This window comes from Nocardia sp. NPDC051052 (assembly GCF_044456045.1).
Lineage (GTDB): Bacteria > Actinomycetota > Actinomycetes > Mycobacteriales > Mycobacteriaceae > Nocardia.
On sequence record NZ_JBITFL010000002.1, the window covers coordinates 816,950 to 834,668 of the forward strand.

Annotated in this window: 20 protein-coding genes; 7 read left to right on the forward strand and 13 right to left on the reverse strand. The window is 66.4% G+C overall.

Going from position 1 to position 17,719, the window contains the following annotated elements; all coding sequences use genetic code 11:
* The gene (locus ACIBCN_RS08845) at window positions 1-867 is read right to left on the reverse strand and encodes a MetQ/NlpA family ABC transporter substrate-binding protein (RefSeq protein ID WP_396990908.1); all 867 of its coding nucleotides are present in this window, start codon (window positions 865-867) and stop codon (window positions 1-3) included.
* A 132-nt stretch (window positions 868-999) separates the two neighbouring features.
* Here ACIBCN_RS08845 and ACIBCN_RS08850 point away from each other — a divergent pair, with 132 nt between their 5' ends.
* The 3 genes from ACIBCN_RS08850 to ACIBCN_RS08860 are packed head-to-tail and all read left to right on the forward strand — an operon-like array spanning window position 1,000 to window position 3,559.
* Window positions 1,000-1,875 (forward strand): MetQ/NlpA family ABC transporter substrate-binding protein, encoded by an 876-nt coding sequence (locus ACIBCN_RS08850; protein ID WP_396990909.1) that lies wholly within the window; start codon window positions 1,000-1,002, stop codon window positions 1,873-1,875.
* Window positions 1,872-2,885, forward strand: a complete 1,014-nt coding sequence (locus tag ACIBCN_RS08855) for a methionine ABC transporter ATP-binding protein (protein WP_396990910.1) — start codon at window positions 1,872-1,874, stop codon at window positions 2,883-2,885. Before ACIBCN_RS08850 ends, ACIBCN_RS08855 begins: the two co-directional genes overlap by 4 nt.
* Window positions 2,886-2,896: 11 nt before the next feature.
* Window positions 2,897-3,559 carry a methionine ABC transporter permease gene (locus ACIBCN_RS08860; protein WP_396990911.1) on the forward strand — a complete coding sequence of 221 codons (663 nt, stop codon included), beginning with the start codon at window positions 2,897-2,899 and terminating at the stop codon, window positions 3,557-3,559.
* 66 nt (window positions 3,560-3,625) lie between these two features.
* Here the strand turns inward: ACIBCN_RS08860 and ACIBCN_RS08865 are convergent, their stop codons facing one another.
* From ACIBCN_RS08865 to ACIBCN_RS08875, 3 genes are all read right to left on the reverse strand, one after another.
* Complete coding sequence (locus tag ACIBCN_RS08865; RefSeq protein WP_396990912.1) at window positions 3,626-4,057, reverse strand: DUF4189 domain-containing protein; 432 nt, start codon at window positions 4,055-4,057, stop codon at window positions 3,626-3,628.
* A 120-nt stretch (window positions 4,058-4,177) separates the two neighbouring features.
* On the reverse strand, window positions 4,178-4,618 hold the full coding sequence (locus ACIBCN_RS08870; RefSeq protein ID WP_396990913.1) for a DoxX family protein: 441 nt from the start codon (window positions 4,616-4,618) through the stop codon (window positions 4,178-4,180).
* Window positions 4,619-4,715: 97 nt separating this feature from the next.
* A complete protein-coding gene (locus ACIBCN_RS08875; RefSeq protein WP_396990914.1) occupies window positions 4,716-5,135 on the reverse strand; it encodes a DUF4189 domain-containing protein in 420 nt (139 codons plus the stop codon).
* 59 nt (window positions 5,136-5,194) lie between these two features.
* On the opposite strand from ACIBCN_RS08875, the gene ACIBCN_RS08880 reads away from it, so the two are divergent.
* Entirely contained in the window at window positions 5,195-5,635 is a 441-nt protein-coding gene (locus tag ACIBCN_RS08880) for a hypothetical protein (RefSeq protein WP_396990915.1), read from the forward strand.
* Here ACIBCN_RS08880 and ACIBCN_RS08885 read toward each other — a convergent pair.
* The 9 genes from ACIBCN_RS08885 to ACIBCN_RS08925 all read right to left on the reverse strand — a co-directional run bounded on the left by ACIBCN_RS08885 (window position 5,625) and on the right by ACIBCN_RS08925 (window position 14,191).
* Entirely contained in the window at window positions 5,625-5,993 is a 369-nt protein-coding gene (locus tag ACIBCN_RS08885; protein ID WP_396990916.1) for a metal-sulfur cluster assembly factor, read from the reverse strand. The two genes, ACIBCN_RS08880 and ACIBCN_RS08885, sit on opposite strands and share 11 nt — an antisense overlap.
* On the reverse strand, window positions 5,990-6,469 hold the full coding sequence (sufU, locus tag ACIBCN_RS08890) for a Fe-S cluster assembly sulfur transfer protein SufU (protein WP_396990917.1): 480 nt from the start codon (window positions 6,467-6,469) through the stop codon (window positions 5,990-5,992). Before sufU ends, ACIBCN_RS08885 begins: the two co-directional genes overlap by 4 nt.
* A gap of 3 nt (window positions 6,470-6,472) precedes the next feature.
* Window positions 6,473-7,726, reverse strand: a complete 1,254-nt coding sequence (locus tag ACIBCN_RS08895) for a cysteine desulfurase (protein WP_396990918.1) — start codon at window positions 7,724-7,726, stop codon at window positions 6,473-6,475.
* Between the two features lies 1 nt (window position 7,727).
* Window positions 7,728-8,546, reverse strand: a complete 819-nt coding sequence (sufC, locus tag ACIBCN_RS08900) for a Fe-S cluster assembly ATPase SufC (RefSeq protein ID WP_396990919.1) — start codon at window positions 8,544-8,546, stop codon at window positions 7,728-7,730.
* A 38-nt stretch (window positions 8,547-8,584) separates the two neighbouring features.
* Window positions 8,585-9,793 carry a Fe-S cluster assembly protein SufD gene (gene sufD, locus ACIBCN_RS08905; RefSeq protein WP_396990920.1) on the reverse strand — a complete coding sequence of 403 codons (1,209 nt, stop codon included), beginning with the start codon at window positions 9,791-9,793 and terminating at the stop codon, window positions 8,585-8,587.
* Window positions 9,793-11,229 (reverse strand): Fe-S cluster assembly protein SufB, encoded by a 1,437-nt coding sequence (gene sufB, locus ACIBCN_RS08910; RefSeq protein WP_396990921.1) that lies wholly within the window; start codon window positions 11,227-11,229, stop codon window positions 9,793-9,795. Before sufB ends, sufD begins: the two co-directional genes overlap by 1 nt.
* The gene (locus tag ACIBCN_RS08915; protein WP_396990922.1) at window positions 11,226-12,026 is read right to left on the reverse strand and encodes a helix-turn-helix transcriptional regulator; all 801 of its coding nucleotides are present in this window, start codon (window positions 12,024-12,026) and stop codon (window positions 11,226-11,228) included. Before ACIBCN_RS08915 ends, sufB begins: the two co-directional genes overlap by 4 nt.
* A 356-nt stretch (window positions 12,027-12,382) precedes the next feature.
* A complete protein-coding gene (locus ACIBCN_RS08920) occupies window positions 12,383-13,402 on the reverse strand; it encodes a zinc-binding dehydrogenase (RefSeq protein WP_396990923.1) in 1,020 nt (339 codons plus the stop codon).
* 51 nt (window positions 13,403-13,453) lie between these two features.
* Window positions 13,454-14,191, reverse strand: coding sequence for a TetR/AcrR family transcriptional regulator (locus tag ACIBCN_RS08925; RefSeq protein WP_396990924.1), 738 nt, complete (start codon window positions 14,189-14,191; stop codon window positions 13,454-13,456).
* Window positions 14,192-14,283: 92 nt separating this feature from the next.
* Here ACIBCN_RS08925 and mptB point away from each other — a divergent pair, with 92 nt between their 5' ends.
* The 3 genes from mptB to ACIBCN_RS08940 are packed head-to-tail and all read left to right on the forward strand — an operon-like array spanning window position 14,284 to window position 17,692.
* A complete protein-coding gene (gene mptB / locus ACIBCN_RS08930; protein WP_396990925.1) occupies window positions 14,284-15,978 on the forward strand; it encodes a polyprenol phosphomannose-dependent alpha 1,6 mannosyltransferase MptB in 1,695 nt (564 codons plus the stop codon).
* Window positions 15,972-16,904, forward strand: a complete 933-nt coding sequence (locus tag ACIBCN_RS08935; protein ID WP_396991171.1) for an ABC transporter ATP-binding protein — start codon at window positions 15,972-15,974, stop codon at window positions 16,902-16,904. The genes mptB and ACIBCN_RS08935 overlap by 7 nt, the downstream gene beginning before the upstream one ends.
* On the forward strand, window positions 16,901-17,692 hold the full coding sequence (locus ACIBCN_RS08940; protein ID WP_396990926.1) for an ABC transporter permease: 792 nt from the start codon (window positions 16,901-16,903) through the stop codon (window positions 17,690-17,692). Before ACIBCN_RS08935 ends, ACIBCN_RS08940 begins: the two co-directional genes overlap by 4 nt.
* The last annotated feature ends 27 nt before the right edge of the window (window positions 17,693-17,719 follow it).

Consider the following 17,719-nt stretch of genomic DNA (forward strand, 5'->3'; position numbering starts at 1 on the left):
CTACTTGCGGAACTTGACTTCCAGCTCGGTCGCCGCGGCCTGTAGGTCGGCAGGCTCGTTGGTTTTGAAGATGCCCTCATAACCGGTCTCGGCGCGCACCGCGGCCTCGACCTCCGGATCGTGGTACAGCCGAGCCAGTTTCAGCAGCGTCGGATTGTCCTTGTCGGCGGCCCGCGCGGCGAAGATGTTGATGTACTGCTTGAGCTCCGGCAGCTCCGGATCATCGGTGTAGATCGTGTCGTTCTTCGTCAAACCTGCTGGGCGAGCGAAGGTGTCGTCGACGAACGCGGCGTCCACGCTGCTGAGCGACTGCGCGGTCAGCGTCGGATCGACCGGAGTCAGCCGCACCTTCGACGCGGCGGTATCCACGTCCTCGATCTTCGAATCCCAACTGGCACCGCCCTTCAGCACGATCAGCCCCGCCGCGGCCAGGCTGAGCAGCGGCCGCACCTGGTTGGCCGAATTGTTGCTCAAGGTGATCTGACCGCCGCGCGGGATGTCGGCCACTGACTTGTGCTTACGCGAGTACAGCGCGAGCGGGAAGATCTCGGTCGCGCCGATCGGCACCAGGGTGTCGTTGTTGCGGGCGTTGTAGTTGGCCAGGTATCGCACGTGCTGGAACTTGTTGAGATCGATCTGGCGTTGCGCGAGTGCGGGATTGGGCTGGTTGTAGTCGGTGAAGTTGATGAACTCGACGGCGATGCCCTGATCTGCGGCTTTCTTCTTGTACACGTCCCAGTGCGGCAAGGAGAGATCGTTCACACCGATGCGGATCACGTCGCCGCGGTGCTCCGCGCCACACGAAACGGCGGCGATGGCCAGGGCGGAAAGGAGTGGGATCAGCAGTAGTCGGTGCATCAAGCGCATTGCGAGCAAACTAGACGGTCGTACAAGTTTCCGGAAGGGTTTCGCTCACCACAATCCCAACTGTTGTCCACCCGGTTGCCGGGCCGCTTGGATTACCGGGTTCATATAGCGACAAGCATTTCGGGAGCACGAGTGAAATTCCATCGGGTACTGGCGATCCCGGTCCTGGTAGCAACCGCGGCCCTCACCCTTACGGCGTGCGGTTCTGACGACAAGGCCTCCTCCGACACGGTAGTGCGGATCGGCACGACCGACAAGGACAAGGCCTGGGACGTCTTCGAGCAGCGGGCCAAGGACAAGGGCATCACGCTGAAGGTCACCACTTTCTCCGATTACAAGCAACCGAATCTCGCACTGGCGCAGCAGCAGATCGACGTGAATCTGTTCCAGCACCTGCAGTTCCTCGGTGCGTACAACGTCGCCAACAACGACACCTTGACGCCGATCGGAGCCACCTACATCGTGCCGCTCGGGCTGTACTCCAAGAAGCACAAGACCCTCGCGGATCTGCCGCAGGGCGCCGAGATCGCCATCCCGAACGACCCGACCAACCAGGCGCGGGCCCTGTTCGTCTTGCAAGCGGCCGGCCTGCTGAAGCTGTCCTCGAAGACGAATTCGCCATCCCCCGCCGACATCGACCGTGGCGCGTCCAAGGTGAAGGTGACCACCGTCGACGCGGCGCAGACCGCGCTCTCGCTGGCCTCGGTGGACGGCTCGGTGATCAACAACACCTTCCTCGAGCGGTCCGGCATCGACCCCAGTTCGGCGCTGTACAAGGACGATCCGAAGGATCCCGCGGCCGAGCCCTACATCAACGCGCTGGTGACCAGGGCCGAGGACAAGAACAACCCGAAGCTGCTGCAACTGGTCGAGCTGTGGCACGACCCCGAGGTGCAGCAGGCGCACAGCGAGGTGACCAAGGGCACCGCCGTCGAGGTACGGCGCAACGGCCCTGAGCTGGAACAGATTCTGCAGCGGGTGCAGCAGTCGATCCGCGACGGCAAGTGAGCGATACCCGGCCCGCTGTCGAGTTCCGTTCGGTCACCAAGGTTTTCGGCAAGGGCGCGGATGCCCATGTCGCACTCGACGATATCGATCTGCGCATCGAGCAGGGCGAAATCTTCGGCGTGATCGGCTATTCCGGCGCGGGCAAGAGCACGCTGGTCCGGTTGATCAACGCGCTGGAGAAGCCGACCAGCGGCACCATCGAGGTCGCGGGCACCCCGATCACCGGGGTGCGCGAGGCGCAGGTGCGGCGGCTGCGCCGCGACATCGGGATGGTGTTCCAGCAGTTCAACCTGTTCCGATCGCGCACGGCCGCAGGCAATGTCGAGTATCCGCTCAAGGTCGCGGGCTGGAAGCGGGCCGAGCGTAAGGCTCGGGTCGCCGAGCTGCTGGAGTTCGTCGGGCTGTCCGACAAGGCCCGCAGCTATCCCGATCAGCTCTCCGGCGGGCAGAAGCAGCGGGTCGGCATCGCCCGTGCGCTGGCGACGTCGCCGTCACTGCTGCTCGCGGACGAGTCGACCTCGGCGCTCGACCCGGAGACCACCGGCGAGGTGCTTCGACTGCTGAAGAAGGTCAATCGCGAGCTCGGCGTCACCATCGTGGTGATCACCCACGAGATGGATGTGATCCGCGCGGTGGCCGACCGGGTCGCGGTGCTCGCCGAGGGCCGCATAGTCGAACTCGCCAGCACCTTCGATGTTTTCGCGGCTCCGAAGGCGGCGCCGACGCAATCGTTCGTGGCGACGGTGCTGCACAATCGGCCGTCCGAGGACGAATTACGCAGGCTCGGTGAGCTGCACGGCGGCAGGCTGATCACGGTGGACGTCGACGACCGGCGCGGCATCGGCGCGGCGCTGGCCATCGCGGCATCGGCGGGCGTTCGTTTCGAGGTGGTCTACGGCGGGGTGAGCACGTTGCAGGACAAGACATTCGGCAGCATCACCTTGGCGCTACACGGCCCCGACGACGCCATCGACGACGTGATCGACGAACTCCATCGCCAGTCGGCCTGAAAGGCGTACCTATGCATGCTAATTGGGACACTCTCCGGCCACTCCTGTACGAGGCCATCGACCGGACCATCTATCTGGTGCTGATCACCTTCGTGATCGCCGGTCTGATCGGCCTGTTTCTCGGCACCGTGCTGTACGTCACCCGCAAGGGTGGGCTGCTGGCGAACGCGCCGATCAACCTGCTGCTCAACGTGATCGTCAATGTGGTGCGGCCCATCCCGTTCATCATCCTGCTCGCGGCACTCGGCCCGGTGACGCTGAAGGTGGTCGGCACCACCATCGGCGGGGATGCCGCGGCGTTCGTGATGATCGTGGCGGCGTCGGTCTTCATCGCCCGGATCGTGGAGCAGAACCTGGTGACGGTCGATCCCGGGGTGATCGAGGCGGCCAGGGCGGTCGGCGCCGGGCCGCTGCGCATCATCGTGACGCTGTTGATCCCCGAGGCACTCGGCCCGCTGGTGCTCGGCTACACCTTCGCGGTGATCGGGATCGTCGACATTTCCGCCATGGCGGGCACCGTCGGCGGCGGCGGGCTCGGCGATTTCGCGCTCGTTCAGGGCTATCAGCGATTCAACTGGCAGGTCACGCTGGTGGCCACGCTGATCATCATCGCGGGCGTGCAGGTCATCCAGTTCTTCGGCAACTGGCTGGCCCGAAAAATATTGCGCCGCTGAGTGGTCGAGACGAAATGAAGGGTGTCCGTGCTCAGCACGGACACCCCTCGTTCGGTTAGGGCGTGACTACTCCGGCGTGCACTGGGAGTGCAGGATCTCGGCACGCTTGGGTGCCGAGCTACCGAAATTCGGGAACGGCGGTGCCAGCGGGCCGAGGGCGGCGATGGCGTTGCGTTCCGCCTCGCCCCGATCCCGGCCGGTGCCGACGGCCCACTTGCCGTCCGAGCTCGCCGAGACCGCACCGCATCCGTCTGCGAAGCGGACGACGATGAAGCAGTCCCGACTGTCGCATTCGGCCAGCGCCCTGGCGTCCGACGCTTCCCAGCTCGGGTAGTTCCACCCCGAAGCGGTGTCCCCGTTCTTCGGGTTCAGCGCGAGCGAACCGTAGTACCGGCCCGCCGCGTCCGGCTCTGCCTGAGCGGCGCCCGCACCGGCCGCGACCAATGCGGCCGCGGATGACACGACCAGGCCGAGAACAGCCTTGCGCGACAACGACATTGTGATCCTCCCCGAGAAAAGAAATAGCTTCGAGCAAGATCATGAGGCACCGCATCCGATTTGTCCAAATCATTCCCGGATTGAAAACCACCGGGACACAGAGCCTTTCGTAATGAATACTCAGATTGCGGTGCGCGCTGGTGCGGCACCGCGCCGAGACCACGGCGGGACCACGTCGCGCCAGTCGGCCGGCCAGTTCGCCAACGCGACAATCATCATGATCACCCAGTGGATCGGCGCGGACGTGCCCTGCCAGAACGGGGCGTCGTCGACGAGGTGGGTGGTGACGGCGCCGGTCAGCACGAGCACCAGCAGCGCGGCGCCGAGGAACCTGCTCTCCCTGCGTGGAATCACCAGCAGTACGGCGGCGGTCAGTTCGAGGGCACCGACCACGAACCGCATATTCGGGTGATAACCCCAGTCAACGAACTTTTCCGCGTACGCGGGCCCGAAAAAGGTTGGGCCGGGCCAGAATTTGGTGACAAAACCGACGAAGAACTCGAAGCCGAGAAACCAATACACCCCGGTGATGAGCCTTGCCTTGCGGATCCGTTGCGCCATCGTCGATCCCTTCGACCGCGATCGCCACGCGACGTGGCGGTGACGGGGCGTTCCCGTCACCGCTATGACCGGACGTCACCGGGATTTGTGACCGCGCTCAGCCCGCGTTCTTCGTGCACGAGGACAACACGATGCTCGCTGCCCGCGGCGCGGCGCTACCGAGGTCAGGGAACGGCGGCGCACTCTCACCGAGCTTGGCGATGGCCAGTCGCTCCGCGTCCTCCCGCGCGGGCGCCGAGTCCGCCGCGAACTGCCCGTCCGCACCCCGCGCGATGGCCGCACATCCATTGGCGAACCGCACCATGATCCGGCAGTCATAGACACCGCAGTCCCTGATCGCCACCGCATCCGCCGCCACCCAGGACGCCTGATCAGTGGCCGCCACAACCTTCCCGGTCCCCGGCGAAAGAGCCAGCGTCCCATAGTAATTGCCCGCCGCACCCGCCGACCCCACGAAGGTTAGCGCCGCGGTAGACACCAGAGCCGCACCGAACGCGGCCCTACCCAGAACAGACACCAGAATCTCCCCGTTTCAAAGAAATAACGCGAAGCTGATCATCGCCGAGGCTCGCCGCTGTGTCCAGCATCCGTTGCGCCCCAACACAACCCCATCGACGCTTTCATGGCGTATATCGAGAGGCCGCGACGCAGCCGGGACCGGAGCTGCGCATCGAAGCGGCGCGCCTGTCGATGGGCATGCCTGTCCTGATAACCGCCTACGACACGGTTGCCGAGCTACACGGCTTCCCGATAGCCGAAAGCAACGCGACGCACGTGCTGGGCGTGCAACTTTCTCGCTCGAAACACCTTGTCGTGCACCGAGATCGACTCGATCTAGTACAGGTGAGTTCGATGAATGGCGTTTCCACCACAACGGCCGCCCGCACCGCGATCGACAGCCCCAGCTTCACCGAACCCATCCGGCGGGCAATCAACCACCGTCGACGTGAGTCAAAGGTCGCTAAAGAGTCCTTCTACGGCGACCATTTGACTCACGTCGACGACGTCAGACGGTGAAGCCGAGGGCGCGGAGTTGTTCGCGGCCGTCTTCGGTGATCTTGTCGGGGCCCCAGGGGGGCATCCAGACCCAGTTGATCTTGAGGTCGTCTACCAGGCCGCTGCGGACCAGGGCGTTGCGGGACTGGTCTTCGATGACGTCGGTCAGGGGGCAGGCCGCGGAGGTGAGGGTCATGTCGAGGATGGCTACCTCGTCCTCGACGGACAGGCCGTAGACGAGGCCGAGGTCGACCACGTTGATGCCGAGCTCGGGGTCGACGACGTCGCGCATCGCCTCCTCGAGGTCCTCGAGGCGCTTGATGTCCTCGGCGGACAGCTCGACCTGCTCAGGTGTCTCGGTTGCCGGTGTATCGGTCATGCCTGGTCCCCGTTTCCCATCGAACGTTGCGCCTCTTCTGCCGAGGTTATCCGGAGCACCGCGTCTTTGAACGCCATCCAGCCGAGCAGCGCGCATTTGACGCGCGCCGGGTACTTGGCGACGCCGACGAAGGCGATGCCGTCGCCGATCATGTCCTCGTCGCCCTCGACGGCGCCGCGGCTGGAGATCATCTCGTGGTACGAGTCGACCACCTTCAGCGCCTGCTGCACCGGCAGGCCGATCACCTGGTCGGTGAGGACGGAGGTGGAGGCCTGACTGATCGAGCAGCCCTGACCGTCGTAGGAGACGTCGGCGACATCACCGTTGTCGTCGAGCTGCACGCGCAGGGTGACCTCGTCACCGCAGGTCGGGTTCACGTGATGCACTTCGGCACCGAACGGCTCCCGCAGCCCGCGGTGGTGCGGGTGCTTGTAGTGGTCCAGGATCACTTCCTGGTACATCTGCTCCATGCGCATGTTCTATGCAACTCCAAAGAACTGCTGAGCCTTCCGCACCGCGGCAACCAGTGCGTCCACCTCATCGAGTGTGTTGTAGGCGGCGAACGAGGCGCGCGCGGTGGCGGGTACGCCCAACCGCCGCATCAGCGGCCACGCGCAGTGATGTCCGACCCGCACCGCGACACCTTCGTCGTCGAGAATCTGGCCGACGTCGTGGGCGTGGATCCCGTCCACCACGAACGACACCGCGCCGCCGCGGTCCACGTTCTCGGTGGGCCCGATGATCCGTACCCCGTCGATCGCGCTCAAACCCTCGATCGCGGCACCGACCAGCGTGTGTTCGTGCTCAGCGACGGCAGCCATGCCGATCGCTTCGAGATACCGCACGGCAGCGCCCAATCCGACCACCTGAGAGGTCATCGGCACACCGGCCTCGAACCGCTGCGGCGGCGGCGCGTAGGTGCTGACCTCCATGGTGACGGTCTCGATCATCGAGCCGCCGGTGATGAACGGCGGCGTCTCCGCCAGTAGCGCGCGACGCCCGTACAGCACGCCGACACCGGACGGACCGAACATCTTGTGCCCGGAGAACGCGGCGAAGTCGACCTCGAGCTCGCGGAAATCCACCGGCATGTGCGGCACCGACTGGCAAGCGTCGAGCACGGTCAGCGCGCCGACTGCCTTTGCGCGGCGGACCAATTCGGCGACATCGGTGATGGCACCGGTCACGTTGGACTGGTGGGTGAACGCGACAACCTTGGTGGCGGGCGACAATTCGAGCGAATCGAGATCGATCCGGCCGTCGTCGGTTACGCCATACCACTTCAGCGTCGCGCCGGTCCGGCGCGCGAGCTCTTGCCACGGAACGAGATTCGCGTGGTGCTCCAGCTCGGTGATGACGATCTCGTCACCGGGCCCGAGGTGGTACGGGAACCGATCGTCGGCGAACGAGTACGTCACCAGGTTCAGCGATTCGGTCGCGTTCTTGGTGAACACGATCTCGTCCGCGTCCACGCCGACGAACCGGCCGATGTCGGCGCGCGCGCCCTCGTAGGCGTCGGTCGCCTCCTCGGCCAGCTGATGCGCGCCGCGATGCACCGCCGAGTTGTGGGTGACCAGGAACTCGCGTTCCGCGTCGAGCACCGCCAGTGGCCGCTGCGAGGTCGCGCCGGAGTCCAGGTACACCAACGGTTTCCCGTCCCGAACCGTGCGGCTCAGGATCGGGAAGTCGGCCCGGATGCGGGCCACGTCGAGGGTGCGGACCGTGGCGGTCATATCAAGCTCCCGCAGTAGCAGACTCGGGGACGGCGGTCGGCGAAGCCGACGGGGTGGGTGAGCCCTGAGTAAAACGGACGTAGCCGTTGGCGTCGAGTTCGTCGGCCAGCTCCGAGCCGCCCTCGGCCACGATGCGACCGCCGACGAAGACGTGCACGAATTCCGGCTCGATGTAGCGCAGGATGCGGGTGTAGTGCGTGATCAGGAGCACGCCGCCGTTCTCCCGCTCCTTGTAGCGATTGACGCCCTCGGAAACGATGCGCAGCGCGTCGACGTCCAGGCCGGAGTCGGTCTCGTCCAGGATGGCGATCTTCGGCTTGAGCAGGCCCAGTTGCAGGATCTCGTGGCGCTTCTTCTCGCCACCGGAGAAGCCCTCGTTCACGTTGCGCTCGGCGAAGGCCGGGTCGATCTCCAGCTCGGCCATCGACTCCTTGACTTCCTTGACCCAGTGCCGCAGCTTGGGCGCCTCGCCACGCACGGCGGTGGCGGCGGTACGCAGGAAGTTCGAGGTGGAGACGCCGGGGACCTCGACCGGGTACTGCATGGCCAGGAACAGGCCCGCGCGCGCCCGCTCGTCGACGGACATCGCGAGGACATCCTCGCCGTCGAGGGTGATCGAGCCGGAGGTCACCGTGTACTTGGGGTGGCCGGCGATCGCGTACGACAGGGTCGACTTGCCGGAGCCGTTGGGGCCCATGATGGCGTGCGTCTCACCGGAATTGATGGTGAGGTCGACGCCCTTCAGGATCTTGATGGGCTCGCCGGACGCGTCCGGGTTGGCGACCTCGACGTGCAGGTCCTTGATCTCCAGGGTGGTCATCGAATTCGAGTTCCTTTGTGGGGTATGAGTTTTCGGGATCAGACGCCGACAGCGGCGAGCTCGGCCTCGATGGCCGACTCCAGCCGCTCCCGGACCTCGGGGACCGCGATCTTCTGGATGATCTCCTGGAAGAAGCCGCGCACCACCAGGCGGCGGGCCACATCTTCCGGGATGCCACGCGCGCGCAGGTAGAACAGCTGCTCGTCGTCGAAGCGGCCGGTGGCACTGGCGTGACCGGCGCCGGCGATCTCGCCGGTCTCGATCTCCAGGTTCGGCACCGAGTCGGCGCGCGCGCCGTCGGTGAGCACCAGGTTGCGGTTCACCTCGAAGGTGTCGGTGCCTTCGGCGGCGGCGCGGATCAGCACATCGCCGACCCACACAGTCCGCGCGTCGCCCTTGGGCGAGTGCGGATCCCCTTGCAGCGCACCCTTGTACAGCACGTTGGACTTGCAGTTCGGCTGCGAGTGGTCGACCAGCAGGCGCTGCTCGAAGTGCTGTCCCGCGTCGGCGAAGTAGAGGCCGAGCAGTTCGGCGTCGCCGCCGGGGCCGGCGTAGCGGACGGTTCCGGTGAGGCGAACCAGGTCGCCGCCGAGCGTGACGGCGATGTGCCGCAGCGTGGCGTCGCGGCCGAGCAGCGCGTGGTGCGCGGTCGCGTTGACCGTGTCGTCGGCCCAGTCCTGCACCGCGACGACGGTCAGCTTGGCGCTGTCGCCGAGCACGAATTCGACGTTCTCCGCGTAGGTTCCGCTGCCGCGCTGGTCGATGACCACGGTGGCGGTGGCGAAGTTGCCGAGCCGGATCTGCAAGTGGCCGTAGGCGGTCCGGCCCTCGCCGGGGCCGGTGACCGTGACCACGACCGGTTCGGCGACCTCGGTCTCCGCGCCGACCGACACGACGGTGGCCGACTCGAAGCCGGAGAACGCCTGGGCGGCAACGCGATCCGCGGGGGTGCCCGCGGCGCCGAGGCGTTCGTCGTCGCGTCCGACGGTCTCCACCTGGACACCCTCGACCGAGCTGACCTCAACCGTGGCCTGTCCGTCACGCACCGCGGAACCATCGTGCAGCCCGCGCAGGCGGCGCAGCGGGGTGAACCGCCACTCCTCGTCCCGGCCGGACGGCACCTCGAAGGCGTTGACGTCGAACGAGGTGAAGACCTCGCCCTTGTTGGTCGCCGCGCCAGCGCCCGGGTTCTGAATCGGCTTCGAAGGGTTTTCGCCTTCGACCGCTCCAATGACACCAGTCGACATCAGCCAACGGCCCCTTCCATTTGCAGCTCGATGAGCCGGTTCAGTTCCAACGCGTATTCCATCGGCAGTTCCTTGGCGATGGGCTCGACGAAGCCGCGCACCACCATGGCCATTGCCTCGTCCTCGGTCATGCCGCGGCTCATCAGGTAGAACAGCTGGTCCTCGGACACCTTCGACACGGTGGCCTCGTGACCCATCGTCACGTCGTCCTCGCGGATGTCGACGTACGGGTAGGTATCCGAGCGGCTGATCGTATCGACAAGCAGCGCATCGCATTTCACCGTCGACTTGGACCCGTACGCACCCTTGTTCACCTGAACCAGGCCGCGGTAGGAGGCCCGGCCGCCGCCGCGCGCCACCGACTTGCTGATGATGTTCGAGGAGGTGTGCGGCGCCAGGTGCAGCATCTTCGCGCCGGTGTCCTGGTGCTGGCCCTCGCCGGCGAACGCCACCGAGAGCACCTCGCCGCGGGCGTACTCGCCGGTCATCCAGACCGCCGGGTACTTCATGGTGACCTTGGAGCCGATGTTGCCGTCGACCCACTCCATGGTCGCGCCCGCCTCCGCCTTGGCCCGCTTGGTGACCAGGTTGTAGACGTTGTTCGACCAGTTCTGGATGGTGGTGTAGCGGCAGCGGCCGCCCTTCTTCACGATGATCTCGACCACCGCGGAGTGCAGCGAGTCCGACTTGTAGATCGGCGCGGTGCAGCCCTCGACGTAGTGCACGTAGGCGCCCTCGTCGACGATGATCAGGGTCCGCTCGAACTGGCCCATGTTCTCGGTGTTGATCCGGAAGTAGGCCTGCAGCGGGATGTCGACGTGCACGCCCGGCGGCACGTAGATGAACGAGCCACCGGACCACACGGCGGTGTTCAGCGCGGAGAACTTGTTGTCGCCCGCGGGGATCACCGAGCCGAAGTACTGCTGGAACAGCTCCGGGTGCTCCTTCAGCGCCGTGTCGGTGTCGAGGAAGATGACGCCCTGCTTCTCCAGGTCCTCACGGATGGAGTGGTAGACGACCTCGGACTCGTACTGCGCCGCGACACCGGAGACCAAGCGCTGCTTCTCCGCCTCCGGGATGCCGAGCTTGTCGTAGGTGTTCTTGATGTCCTCGGGCAGATCGTCCCAGGTGGCCGCCTGCTTCTCGCTGGAGCGCACGAAGTACTTGATGTTGTCGAAGTCGATGCCGTCGAGGTTGGAGCCCCAGTTCGGCATGGGCTTGCGATCGAAGATGCGCAGCGCCTTGAGCCGGATGTCGAGCATCCAGTCGGTCTCGCTCTTCTTGGCCGAGATGTCGCGGACAACCGCCTCGGACAGGCCTCGTTGCGCGCTGGCTCCGGCCACATCCGAATCGGCCCAGCCATAGCCGTATTTACCCAGGGAAGCGATGGTCTCTTCCTGAGTGAGCGGCTGCACCTGGTCGGTGGTTGTCGTCATTCGGCACTCCTTCCGGAGTTCGTTCGTATTGCTGCGGGCTGTGCAGCGGTTTCTGGTGAAGTTTTGTTGGTGATCGGTATTACGAGCAGCGGCACATGCGTCGTGCACGCGCAGTCGCCGTTGGCGATGGTGGCCAGCCGCTGCACGTGCGTGCCGAGCAGGTCACGGAACGCCTCGAGTTCCGCCTCGCACAACTGCGGGAATTCCTCCGCGACGTGTGCGACCGGGCAGTGATGCTGGCAGATCTGCACGCCGGTGCCCACCTTGCGGGTGGAGGCGGCGAAACCGGCCACGGTGAACGCGTCCGCGATCTCCTCGGCCTTGGCCTCGGTCTGCTGCGGGGTGTGTTGCTCGACCGGTGCGATCCCGGCCACGATAGTCCTGGCCCGTTTCCTGGCGAACTCGGTGATGGCTTGGTCGCCACCGATCTCGCCGAGCTGACGGATCGCCGCGCCTGCCAGGTCGTCGTAGGCGTGACCCAGTTGGCCACGGCCCGCGGCGGTGAGTTGATACTGCTTGGCGGGACGGCCGCGACCCTTCTGCTGCCACGGCGCGGACCTGCTCGCCCGGGCCTGACCCGAGTTGATCAGCGCGTCGAGGTGGCGCCGCACGCCGGCCGGAGCCAGGCCCAGCGTGGTGCCGATGGCGGTCGCGGTGATCGGGCCCTCTTCCAGCAGCAGCTGGACGATAGCCGCGCGGGTGTGCCCCTCACCGGCGGTCGCGGGCGCAGCGGACGATCCGGTACCGGCCTTACGACCAGCCCTTTCGTCCTCGCTCTGCAAACCCACGGTTTTCACAACATCAGTGTGGCGGAATTCGTTCCCGAAATCTAATAAGGGTGCCCTGAGTTCTTGGGGCTCGTGACCTGCGTAGACCCTCGTTGACGGGTCAGCGAGAGTGCGATCCTCAGTGCCGCGGAGTTGCGGATCGGGGTCGTGACCGCCCGCTATTTAAGCCGAGCCTTAAAACGGCCGGAAATATAGCCTCTGAGCTGCGGTTTCATCGGGCGGCCCCGGAACACCCCGGGGTGCGCGATGTTCGCGGTCGACGGGTCGGCCGCTTCGGCAACCGACGCCGCGACCATCATTTTCGCGGCGATCGAGTCCAGTGCGTTACATCACATATGGTCACCCGACCACCTCACCGAGACCGTTCAACGGACGGCGACAAGCTTCATCGGTGTCTCCAATAACGCGTCGACAGCCTCGTCCCAGTTTGCTGTACGGGTGGTAACCAGCGACGGATCGAACCGCCCCACGGCGACCAATTCCAGGACATCGGGGATGGCGGGACGAGCGTGCGCGCGACCGGTATGGAACGTGCAGCACCGCGAGTACATCTGGAAGATCGGCAGTGACACGTCGGCGGGCTGGACGCTGACGCTCGTGCACCAGCCGTCAAAGGCGGTGGCGTTGATCGCGGCACGGAGCGCTGTCGCGCCGCCCGCGGATTCGACCGTGATCGGGAACCGGCCGACGCGAGCGTCGCGCGGACCCTCGATTGCCTCGGCGCCCAAGGATTTCGCGATCTCCAAGCGCTCGACGGAGTCGTCCAGATAGACGACGCGGGCCGCGTCGAGCGCGACCGCCAGGCCCGCGGCGTAGAGCCCTATTGACGGGGACGCGGGTCCGCCGATGACCAATACCTCGGCGCCGGGGTTGTCCGCGAGCTGCGGGCCGACCGCGCGATAGCCGTCGGGGATGTTGTCGCTCGCGCTGGCCACGGCCACCGGGTCGACACCGGGTGGCAGCGGCACGAGCATGGCGTCGGCGTGCGGGATGAGCGTGCGGTCGGCCCAGAGCCCACCCCAATCCAGTCCGCCGAGCGGGCCGAGGCCGTAGGACGACAACGGCGCGTGACTCGTGCAGTTGCCGGTGCGGCCGCGCAGGCAGGAACGGCATGTGCCGCAAGAGATTTGGAACGGCACCACCACCCGATCACCGACCGCGACCGCGCGCAGGCCGTCCCCGATCGCGACCACCTCGGCCACCCCCTCGTGCCCGAACGGGTAGGGGCCGGGCAGCGGAAAGGCACCGCACAGGACGGCCGGATCGATATCGCAGGTGGCCAAGGCGATCGGGCGCACCAGCGCCTGGTCCGGCCCGGTGAGCTCGGGTTCGGGGTGCTCTTCCCACCGCAGCTCGCCGGGGCCGGTCAACATCAGACGCTTCATGGGTCGAGTTTCGCTAGAACGTTCTTTCTAGTCAATGCCTCGCCGGGTATTTCACTGCCCAACACCAACTTCCGGAACATTTCCGGTGGATTCCGCGGCCGCCACCACTCTCGCTTCGACCGACGGTGCCGCGTCCACCGCGGGCATCCCCTTGTCGATATCGGATGATCCGGTGCCCGGCGGACCCGTCTCCGCCGCGGCCGCTTCGGCACTCGGCAGACCCGCCTCGCTGAACGTCACCCGGATCAGTCGCTCCATCGCCGCGGCCACCGTGTGCAGCGGTGCCTCCGAACGCCGGACCCTGGCCAGCATGGTCGCGCCCTCGTACGCGGCGACCACCGTGGTGGCCAACTCCCCCGCGTCCTGTGCGGACAACCCCAATTCGGCGAGCATCCCGGCGAACGCCTGTTCCATCTCCTCGAAGGCGGACGCACAGGCGGCACGGATCGTTTCGACATCGCTGCCGCCGTCCAACGCTGGTGTGCCGATCGGGCAGCCGTCGTCCCAGGCCGAGGCGGCCAGCTTGCCGACCATGAAATCGAAGATGGTGGTGGTCGTCGCGAAGACATCCGTCGGCGCCTGCCGGATCATCCGCCCGGTCAACGTCCCCGTCCCGGTGATGGCGGCGACCGCGATCTCCTCCTTGCCTCCTGGAAAGTGGTGGTAGATCGAGCCATACGGCAATCCGGCCGCCTCGCTCAACGCCTTCAGACCGAACCCGTGATACCCGTGCTGTGCGAGCAGCCCGCACGCGGCGACTTCGATCCGCCGCCTGGACTCCGAAACCATGTGTCTGATTGTGCCCCGGCCGGCGACGCTTCCGATCGGAACGAGCACCGCCGTCACCGGTCTGTGCCGGGACCCGCCCGGCCGCGCCCCTTATGCTTCGTCTCGTGGCGGTACTGGAGGGCGCGCGGCGCAGGACACTGGCATTCGGGCGCCGAGCACTCGGGTTGGACGTGCCGACCGCCGATCACACGATCGCGGTCCTGCACCAGGACGAGACCGAGGTTCCTGGCCTCGACCGGAAAGAGCGCGTCCAACTGGACCGCATCCGGCTGATGGGCGCCACCGGCACCGTCCTGATGGCGATCAGCGCGCTGGGCATCGGCGCCCAACCGGTCCACCAGAACCCGACCTCCGGCGTCCGCGTCCTCGGCATCTTCGCCCGCGCGCACACCGGTTCGCTCGCCATGTGCATGGTCGGCACGGTCGTGGTGGTGCTCGCCTGGCTGCTGCTCGGCCGCTTCGCGGTCGGTGGAATCGGTGGTGCTCCCCTGCGTCGACTGACCCGCTCCCAGCTCGATCGCACCCTCCTGCTCTGGATCATCCCGCTCAGCGTCGCGCCGCCGTTGTTCAGCAACGACGTGTATTCCTATCTGGCACAAAGCGAAATCGCGGCGCGCGGCATAGATCCGTATCAAGAGGGGCCGGTCGCGGGGCTCGGCATCGATAACGTGCTGACCAACAATGTGCCGACGATCTGGCAGAAGACACCGGCACCCTATGGTCCGCTGTTCCTCTGGATAGGCCGCGGCATCGCCGAACTCACCGGCGACAACATCATCTTCGGCGTCTGGGTGCACCGGGCACTCGCGATCGCCGGCGTCGCGCTGATCGTCTGGGCGCTGCCTCGACTGTCCCAGCGCTGCGGTGTCGCGCCGGTCAGCGCGCTGTGGCTCGGCGCGGCCAACCCGCTGGTGCTGTTCCACCTGGTCGGCGGCGTGCACAACGACGCGCTGATGCTCGGCTTGATGCTGGCCGGCCTGGAGCTCTGTCTGCACGCCATCGAGGACATACACCCGTTCGACGGACGTGCTTATGCGTGGTTGATCGGCGGAGCCATCGTCATCGCCATGTCGTCCTCGATCAAGCTCACCTCGATCATCGCGCTCGGCTTCGTCGGTATGGCGCTGGCCCGCCGCTGGGGGTTCAGCCTGCGCTCCGTCGGCGTCGCGGCCGCACTCCTGGGCGCGATCGCAATCAGCACAACAGTTTTCATCGGTGCGGCGAGCGGGCTCGGATTCGGCTGGATCCACACCCTCAACGTCGCCAACGCCGTGCGCAGCTGGATGTCGGTGCCGACGGTGCTCGGCATCATCACCGGGTTCGGCGGGGTGCTACTCGGACTCGGCGACCACACCACCGCGCTGCTCAGCATCACTCGCCCGATCGCCGCGGTGATCGCCGGCTTCCTCGCGGTCCGCATGTTGATCGCGACCGGCATCGGCCGGCTGCACGCGGTCGGCGCGCTCGGCGTCGCGCTCGGCGCCATCGTGCTGCTGTTCCCCGTGGTCCAGCCCTGGTACCTGCTGTGGGCGATCGTGCCGCTGGCCGCGTGGGCCACCCGCCCCATCTTCCGAGTCCCCGCCGTGGCCTTCTCCGCGATCGTCAGCGTCATCCTGATGCCCCGCGGCGCCGACCTGGAAGTCTTCCAAATCGTCGGCGCCGCGATCGCCACCGTCATCGTCACCCTGCTGTTCTTCGTGGTCACCCGCAACAAGCTGCCGTGGCGTGGCCAGCGGGGGGTGTCGGCTCCGTCACAGCTGCCCACCTCTTACGGTGTGACATCGTGACAGCCTCCGGACCTGCCGTTCGCGTCGACGGTGTCGTCAAACGTTATGGCGCGACCACTGCGGTCGATGGTTTGAGCTTCGATGTCGAACGCGCACAAGTACTTGCGCTGCTCGGTCCTAATGGGGCAGGCAAAACCACCACCGTTGAAATGTGTGAGGGGTTCGTGACACCGGACGCGGGCTCGGTGCGCGTCCTCGGGCTTGATCCGATCGCCGATTCTGATCGCTTGCGGTCCCGCATCGGGGTGATGTTGCAAGGCGGCGGCGCCTATCCAGGGGCGAAGGCGGGCGAGATGCTCGATCTCGTGGCTGCCTATTCCGCCGATCCGCTGGATCCGGAGTGGTTGTTGCGGACGCTGGGGTTGCAGGACAATCGGCGGACGCCGTATCGGCGGTTGTCCGGTGGGCAGCAGCAGCGACTTGCGTTGGCCTGTGCGCTGGTGGGGAAGCCGGAGATCGTGTTCCTGGATGAGCCGACTGCCGGGTTGGATGCGCAGGCGCGGTTGATCGTATGGGAGTTGATCGACGCGTTGCGGCGGGACGGGGTGACCGTGGTGCTCACCACGCATCTGATGGACGAGGCGGAGCAGCTGGCCGATCAGCTGGTGATCATCGATCATGGGCGGATCGTGGCGTCGGGAACGCCCGCCGAGGTGACCGCGCACGGCGCCGCGGGACAGTTGCGCTTTTCCGCCCCACCGAAACTCGATCTCGACCTGTTGAAATCGGCGCTGCCGGAGGGCTTCTCGCCACGGGAGACCACGCCGGGCACGTATCTGGTGGAGGGCGAGATCAATCCGCAGGTGCTTGCGACGGTGACCGCGTGGTGTGCGCGAGTGAACGTGCTGGCCACCGATATTCGGATCGATCAGCGCAGGCTCGAAGATGTCTTCCTGGAACTCACCGGACGGGACCTACGCGGATGACCCAGCCCGATCTGACCGCCAACCGCTTCACGCCGGGCACTTTCGCCCCCGATCCGCGGCCGAACTCGCGCGCCGCGATGATGCTGGCGCAGACCCGCCTAGAGCTGATCCTGTTGCTGCGCAACGGCGAACAGCTGCTGCTGACCATGTTCATTCCGATCACGCTGCTGGTCGGGCTCAGCCTGCTGCCGTTCGGCGACCTCGGCGACGACCGGGTAGACAAGATCGTGCCCGCGGTGATGATGGTGGCGGTGATGTCGACCGCGTTCACCGGACAGGCCATCGCCGTCGGCTTCGATCGCCGCTACGGCGCGCTCAAGCGGCTCGGCGCTACCGCCTTGCCGCGCTGGGGCATCATCGCGGGCAAGAGCGCGGCCGTGCTGATTGTTGTTGTGCTGCAAGCCATTCTGCTCGGCGCCATCGGCTTCGCGCTCGGCTGGCGACCCGAGCCCGCCGGGCTCGCGCTCGGCGCGCTCGTGATCGCGCTCGGCACCGCGACTTTCGCGGCGATGGGTCTGCTGCTCGGCGGCACGCTGAAGGCCGAAATCGTGCTGGCGCTGGCGAACATCCTGTGGTTCGTCATGCTCGGCATCGCCAGCGTGGTGTTCGCCGCCGACGACCTGCCCACCGCGGTGAATGTGCTTGCCCGCCTGATCCCCTCCGGCGCGCTGGCGGTCACCCTCGAGGACGCGATGCGCAGCAGCATCGACTGGTTCGGCATCGCCGTGCTCGCCGCGTGGGGCGCGGTCTCCGGCGTGCTCGCCGCCCGCTACTTCCGCTTCGAATAGGCAGGCTCGACGGTCCGGGTCCGGTAC